This window comes from Leifsonia sp. Soil_N53 (genome assembly GCF_057655165.1).
Genome location: NZ_JBDGMM010000005.1, coordinates 1 through 6,463 on the forward strand (window position 1 = coordinate 1; position 6,463 = coordinate 6,463).

The 6,463-nt window shown below is 71.0% G+C and carries 6 protein-coding genes; 5 read left to right on the forward strand and 1 reads right to left on the reverse strand.

Going from position 1 to position 6,463, the window contains the following annotated elements; translation table 11 throughout:
* On the forward strand, positions 1-563 hold a 563-nt coding region (locus tag AC3A3H_RS00105), incomplete at its 5' end, for a fructosamine kinase family protein (protein ID WP_487612498.1).
* 280 nt (positions 564-843) lie between these two features.
* Positions 844-3,159 (forward strand): polyribonucleotide nucleotidyltransferase, encoded by a 2,316-nt coding sequence (locus AC3A3H_RS00110; RefSeq protein ID WP_487612499.1) that lies wholly within the window; start codon positions 844-846, stop codon positions 3,157-3,159.
* A 125-nt stretch (positions 3,160-3,284) separates the two neighbouring features.
* Here the strand turns inward: AC3A3H_RS00110 and AC3A3H_RS00115 are convergent, their stop codons facing one another.
* Positions 3,285-3,746, reverse strand: a complete 462-nt coding sequence (locus AC3A3H_RS00115; protein WP_487612500.1) for an Lrp/AsnC family transcriptional regulator — start codon at positions 3,744-3,746, stop codon at positions 3,285-3,287.
* A 189-nt stretch (positions 3,747-3,935) separates the two neighbouring features.
* On the opposite strand from AC3A3H_RS00115, the gene pdhA reads away from it, so the two are divergent.
* The 3 genes from pdhA to AC3A3H_RS00130 all read left to right on the forward strand — a co-directional run.
* On the forward strand, positions 3,936-5,060 hold the full coding sequence (gene pdhA / locus AC3A3H_RS00120) for a pyruvate dehydrogenase (acetyl-transferring) E1 component subunit alpha (protein ID WP_487612503.1): 1,125 nt from the start codon (positions 3,936-3,938) through the stop codon (positions 5,058-5,060).
* Positions 5,057-6,067: an alpha-ketoacid dehydrogenase subunit beta gene (locus AC3A3H_RS00125; RefSeq protein WP_487612501.1), complete on the forward strand. Its 1,011-nt coding sequence runs from the start codon at positions 5,057-5,059 to the stop codon at positions 6,065-6,067. The genes pdhA and AC3A3H_RS00125 overlap by 4 nt, the downstream gene beginning before the upstream one ends.
* A partial coding sequence (locus tag AC3A3H_RS00130; RefSeq protein ID WP_487612502.1) for a biotin/lipoyl-containing protein occupies positions 6,067-6,463 on the forward strand: 397 nt, incomplete at its 3' end. The genes AC3A3H_RS00125 and AC3A3H_RS00130, both read left to right, overlap by 1 nt.

The following is a 6,463-nucleotide window of genomic DNA, read 5'->3' on the forward strand; positions in this document are numbered from 1 at the left end:
CGCTTGCCGTCACGCACGCCGCCGGAGCCGCGGCCTTCGGCGCGCCGCCCGACGGCTGGGACGGCCCGCTGTTCATCGGCCGCCGCCGGCTGCCGGTGGCGCACGAGACGCACTGGGGACGCTTCTACGCCCGCGACCGGGTGCGGCCCTACCTCGACATCGCCGTAGCCGCCGGCAACCTGACCGTGCGGCAGCGGGAGGTCGTGGACAGCGCCCTCGATCGGGTGGCGGCCGGCGGCTTCGACGACCACGAGCCGCCCGCGCGCCTGCACGGCGACCTCTGGACCGGGAACGTGCTCTGGTCGCACGACGGCGCCGTCCTGATCGACCCGGCCGCGCACGGCGGCCACCGCGAGACCGACCTGGCCATGCTCGCGCTGTTCGGCGCTCCGTTCCTGGACGACATCCTCGCCGGCTACGACGCCGCCCGGCCGCTGCGCGCCGGGTGGCGTGAGCGCATCCCGCTGCATCAGCTGCACCCGCTCGCCGTGCACGCGGCCGGGCATGGGCCGTCGTACGGGGCGGCGCTCGCGGAGGCCGCGCGGGCGACGCTGGCCCTCTGACAGCGGAATTCCGGCCTCCCGAGCACCACGACTGATAGGATTCTTCTGGTCGGCCGAATGCCGACCGCCGGAGCAGGCTGGCAGGAGCTGGTCCTCGGTGGTGGTATCCGGATGCGTCGCAACGACGTAACCGTGTATTTCTACTGATGGCCAGACGGGCTCAGCCCACGCACCCGCATGGGATGCCGCGTACACGGAAGACGTGTCGAACTGCCTGCTCGCTCCATTGTGGAGTCGCGCCCAGACGGGGCTGCGACGTTAAACAAAGGAGAAAGACCTCTTGGAAGGTCCCGAAATCAAGTTCGCCGAAGCAGTCCTCGACAATGGACGCTTCGGCACCCGCACCGTCCGGTTCGAGACCGGACGCCTCGCCCAGCAGGCGCAGGGCGCCGTCGCCGCCTACCTCGACGAGGAGACCATGCTGCTGAGCGCGACGAGCGCCAGCAAGCACCCGAAGGACAACTTCGACTTCTTCCCGCTGACCGTCGACGTCGAGGAGCGCTCGTACGCCGCCGGCAAGATCCCCGGCTCGTTCTTCCGTCGTGAGGGCCGCCCTTCGACCGAGGCGATCCTGGTCTGCCGTCTGATCGACCGGCCGCTGCGCCCGTCGTTCGTCGACGGCCTCCGCAACGAGGTCCAGATCGTCATCACCGTCCTGAGCATCGCTCCGGACGAGTTCTACGACGCCCTGGCCATCAACGCGGCCAGCGCCTCGACCCAGATCTCCGGTCTGCCGTTCTCCGGCCCGATCGCCGGTGTGCGCCTCGCGCTCATCCCCGGCAACGGCCAGCACGCGGACCAGTGGATCGCCTTCCCGAAGGCCTCGCAGCTCGAGGAGGCCGTCTTCGACCTCGTCGTCGCCGGCCGCGTCCTCACCAACGAGGACGGCTCCGAGGGCGACGTCGCGATCATGATGGTCGAGGCCGAGGCCACCGAGGGCAGCTGGAACCTCATCCAGGCCGGCGCCGTCAAGCCGAACGAGGAGGTCGTCGCCCAGGGTCTGGAGGCCGCCAAGCCGTTCATCCGCCAGCTCGTCGCCGCCCAGACCGTGCTCGCCTCGCAGTCCGCCAAGGCGATCGCCGACTACCCGGTGTTCCTGCCCTACTCGCAGGAGACCTACGACAACGTCGCCGGCCTCGCCTACGAGGACCTGGTGAACGTCTACCAGATCGCCGACAAGGTCGAGCGCCAGAACGCCGACGACGCCCTCAAGGAGCGCGTCAAGGTCGCCCTCACCGAGAAGGTGGAGGCCGGCGTGCTCGACGCCGAGGTGCTCTCTCAGTTCTCCGCGGCGTACAAGTCGGTGTCCAAGGTGGTCATGCGCGGCCGTGTGCTGCGCGAGGGCATCCGCATCGATGGCCGTGGCCTGACCGACATCCGCCCGCTCGACGCCGAGGTGCAGGTCATCCCGCGCGTTCACGGCTCGGCGATCTTCCAGCGCGGCGAGACCCAGATCCTGGGCGTCACCACGCTGAACATGCTCAAGATGGAGCAGCAGATCGACTCGTTGTCGCCTGTCACCAAGAAGCGCTACCTGCACCACTACAACTTCCCGCCCTACTCGACCGGTGAGACCGGCCGCGTCGGGTCGCCGAAGCGTCGCGAGATCGGGCACGGCTTCCTGGCCGAGCGCGCGCTCGTGCCGGTGCTGCCCACCCGCGAGGAGTTCCCCTACGCGATCCGTCAGGTCTCCGAGGCGCTGAGCTCCAACGGCTCGACCTCGATGGGCTCGGTCTGCGCGTCCACCCTGTCGCTGCTGAACGCCGGTGTGCCGCTGCGCGCCCCGGTCGCCGGCATCGCCATGGGCCTGATCTCCGACGTCGTCGACGGCGAGGCCCGCTACGCGGCGCTGACCGACATCCTGGGCGCGGAGGACGCGCTCGGCGACATGGACTTCAAGGTCGCCGGAACCAGCGAGTTCGTCACCGCGATCCAGCTCGACACCAAGCTCGACGGCATCCCGTCGTCGGTGCTGGCGGGCGCGCTCAAGCAGGCCAAGGATGCTCGCACGACCATCCTCAGCGTGCTGAACGCGGCGATCGACGCTCCGGACGAGATGGCCCCGACCGCGCCGCGCGTGATCTCGGTCCAGATCCCGGTCGACAAGATCGGCGAGCTGATCGGCCCGAAGGGCAAGACGATCAACGCGATCCAGGACGAGACCGGCGCCGAGATCTCCATCGAGGAGGACGGCACCGTCTACATCGGCGCCACCGACGGCCCGTCGGCCGAGGCGGCCCGCGCCCAGGTCAACGCGATCGCGAACCCGACGAACCCGGAGGTCGGCGAGCAGTTCCTCGGAACCGTCGTCAAGATCGCCGCGTTCGGCGCGTTCATCTCGCTGCTGCCCGGCAAGGACGGCCTGCTGCACATCTCCGAGGTGCGCAAGCTCGCCGGCGGCAAGCGCGTCGAGAACGTCGAGGACGTCCTCGGCGTCGGCCAGAAGATCCTGGTGGAGATCACCAAGATCGACGACCGCGGCAAGCTGTCGCTCGCCCCGGTGCTCGCGGAGGACGCGGACACCCAGGGCCGCGACGCCGCCTCCGAGGGCCCCGTGGAGCCCGCCGAGGGCGCCGTGGAGACCGTCGAGAGCTGAGCTCCCGCTCCACCCGAAGGCCGCGCCGACTCTGTCGGCGCGGCCTTCGTGCTCTCCGCCCGCGGCGAGACGGCGCAAAGTCGCCCGAATTCGCGCGAGAGGGCGGAGAATGCGCCTCCTCGACGTCAGTCGCGGGTGAGCAGCGGCCGCAGGCGGTAGGGGATGAGCTCGCCCATGTCGAGGGAGGTCTCGGCGCGCTCGACGCCGTCGGTGGACTGGATCGCGCCGGCGATCCGGAACAGGTCCTCGGCGTCGGTGCAGACGACGCGCAGCAGCAGGTCGGACGGGCCGGAGAGGCCGTGCGCCTGCACGATCTCCGGGATGCCGGCCAGGTGCTCGACGATCTCCGCGAGCTTCTGCTGCTGCACGTGCACGGTCACGAAGGCCGCGAGCGGGTAGCCGGCGGCCGATGCCGAGATGCGTCGCTCGAACGACAGGAACGCGCCGTTGCGCTCCAGTTCGGCCACCCGCGCCTGCACCGTGTTGCGGCTCAGCCCGAGCCGGTCGGCGAGCGAGACGTTGGTCGACCTCGGGTCGTCGGCGAGCGCGACGAGGATCCTCCGGTCGGTGCTGTCGAACGTGCGCATAGTGTGAAAGCTAGCACCTCGGCGCTCGCCCCGACAGTGCAGGGTGCACGGTCGACACGCCATCGGTTGTGCGCACTGATCGCGGAGCGTAGCCTTTCGGGTAATTCCGGCAAGGAGGCCGGAAGCCGGTCCTGCCTGCCACAAGCGCGCTGACCGGACGCGAGAGTGAAGGTTGCGTGAACCGTGACGATCGACAATCAACCCGACACCCGGCTGGACGACGTCCACCTCCCGGCCGGTGCCGACACCGTTCGGCTTCTGACTCCCGAGGGCGCACGCATCAGCGACGTCCGCTTCGACGCCTGGGTCTCCGACATCGGTCCGGAGCAGCTCCTCGGCCTCTACGAGGACATGGTCGTCATCCGTCGCATCGACTCCGAGGCGACCGCGCTGCAGCGGCAGGGCGAGCTGGGGCTGTGGCCTCCGCTGCTCGGCCAGGAGGCCGCCCAGATCGGCTCCGGCCGGGCTCTGCGCGGCGACGACTTCGTGTTCTCCAGCTACCGCGAGCACGGCGTCGCTTACTGCCGCGGCGCCGGCCTGGTCGACCTGCTGCGGGTGTGGCGCGGCACGACCCAGAGCGGCTGGAACCCGTACGACATCAACATGGCGACCCCGCAGGTCATCATCGGCGCCCAGACCCTGCACGCCACGGGTTACGCGATCGGCATCCAGGCCGACGGCACCGACGCGGCGTCCATCGCCTACTTCGGCGACGGCGCGACCTCCGAGGGCGACGTCAACGAGGCGCTGATCTTTGCGGCCACCTACGCCGCGCCGGTCATCTTCTTCTGCCAGAACAACCAGTACGCGATCTCCGAGCCGGTCGGCCTGCAGGCGCAGCGCCCGATCGCCGAGCGCGCGCCCGGCTTCGGCGTGCCCAGCGTCCGCGTGGACGGCAACGACGTGCTCGCCGTCATGGCCGTGACCCGCTCCGCCCTCGACCGCGCCCGCAGCGGCGGCGGCCCGACCTTCATCGAGGCCGTCACCTACCGGATGGGGCCGCACACCACCGCCGACGACCCGAGCCGCTACCGCGACCCCGCGGAGCTCGACGAGTGGCGCGCCAAAGACCCGATCGCGCGGGTGGAGGCGTACCTCGCGGACGCCGGGCTGCTCACCCCGGAGCGGCTGGCCGGAATCCAGGAGCACGCCGACCGCGTCGCCGCCGAGATGCGCCAGGGCGTCGTCGCACTGCAGGACCCGGACCCGCTGTCCGTGTTCGACAACGTGTACGCCGAGCCGCACACCGGCATCGCCCGGGAGCGCGATCACTACTCGCGCTACCTGCGCACGTTCGTGGGAGGTGACCGATGACGGCACTGACCATGGCCAAGGCCATCAACGCCGGCCTGCGCCGCTCGCTCGCCGAGGACGACCGGGTCGTGCTCATGGGCGAGGACATCGGCACGCTCGGCGGTGTGTTCCGTGTGACCGACGGCCTCCAGACGGAGTTCGGCCCGCGTCGGGTGATGGACTCGCCGCTGGCCGAGTCCGGCATCCTGGGCACCGCCGTCGGGATGGCGTACCGCGGGCTGCGTCCCGTGGTGGAGATCCAGTTCGACGGCTTCATCTACCCGGCGTTCGACCAGATCGTCAGCCAGGTGGCGCGCATGCACTACCGCACCGCGGGCGCCGTGCGCATGCCGATCACGATCCGGGTGCCGTTCGCGGGCGGCATCGGCGCTGCGGAGCACCACTCCGACTCGCCGGAGGCGTACTTCGCGCACGCCGCCGGGCTGCGCGTGGTGAGCCCGTCGACCCCGCAGGACGCCTACACCCTGATCCGCCAGGCGATCGCCTCCGACGACCCCGTGCTGTTCTTCGAGCCCAAGCGGCGCTACCACGCGAAGGGCGAGGTGGACGAGGAGGCCGCGCTGCAGGACGCCCGGCCGATGGGCACCGCCCGCGTGGTCGCCGCCGGCCACGACGTCACCCTGGTGACCTACGGCGGCCTGGTGCAGCTGGCGGCGGACGCGGCGCTCGCGGCCGACGACGAGGGCATCTCGGTGGAGGTCATCGACCTGCGCTCGCTCTCGCCGCTCGACCTGGACACGGTCGCGGCGTCGGTGCGGAAGACCGGCCGGCTGGTCGTCACCCACGAGGCTGCGCTGTCGGGCGGGCTCGGCGCCGAGATCTCGGCGTCGATCACCGAGCGGTGCTTCTACCATCTGGAGCACGCGCCCGTGCGGATCACCGGCCACGACATCCCGTATCCGGCCGCCAAGCTGGAGGCGGCGCACCTGCCCGACCTCGACCGCATCCTGGACGGCATCGACCGGGTCATGGACCGGCCGAACTCGCTGAGCGGGGTGGAGGACTGATGCCGGTCAAGGACTTCGCGCTCCCGGACCTCGGCGAGGGCCTCACCGAGTCGGAGCTGGTGAGCTGGCACGTCGCGGTCGGCGACACGGTGCGGCTCAACCAGATCATCGCCGAGGTGGAGACCGCCAAGGCGCTGGTGGAGCTGCCCGCGCCGTACGCGGGGAAGGTGTCGCGGCTGTACGTGGAGCCCGGCGTCACCGTGGCCGTGGGGGAGCCGCTGGTGGCGTTCGAGGTGGAGGGCATGGCCGGCGTCGAGGAGACAGAGCCCGAGCCCGCCGCTCCGGCGACCCGTGAGCCGGTGCTCGTCGGCTACGGCGCCCGTCCCGACGCCACAGGGAGGCCCGCCCGGCGGGCGCGCCCGGGGCTCGCGGGGCACCAGGTCGCGACCGCACCGG

Excerpts from the sequence above, each read along its gene's own strand:
- AC3A3H_RS00125 (WP_487612501.1), top strand. The coding sequence starts at position 5,057 with ATGACGGCACTGACCATGGCCAAGGCCATCAACGCCGGCCTGCGCCGC.
- AC3A3H_RS00115 (WP_487612500.1), bottom strand. The coding sequence starts at position 3,746 with ATGCGCACGTTCGACAGCACCGACCGGAGGATCCTCGTCGCGCTCGCC.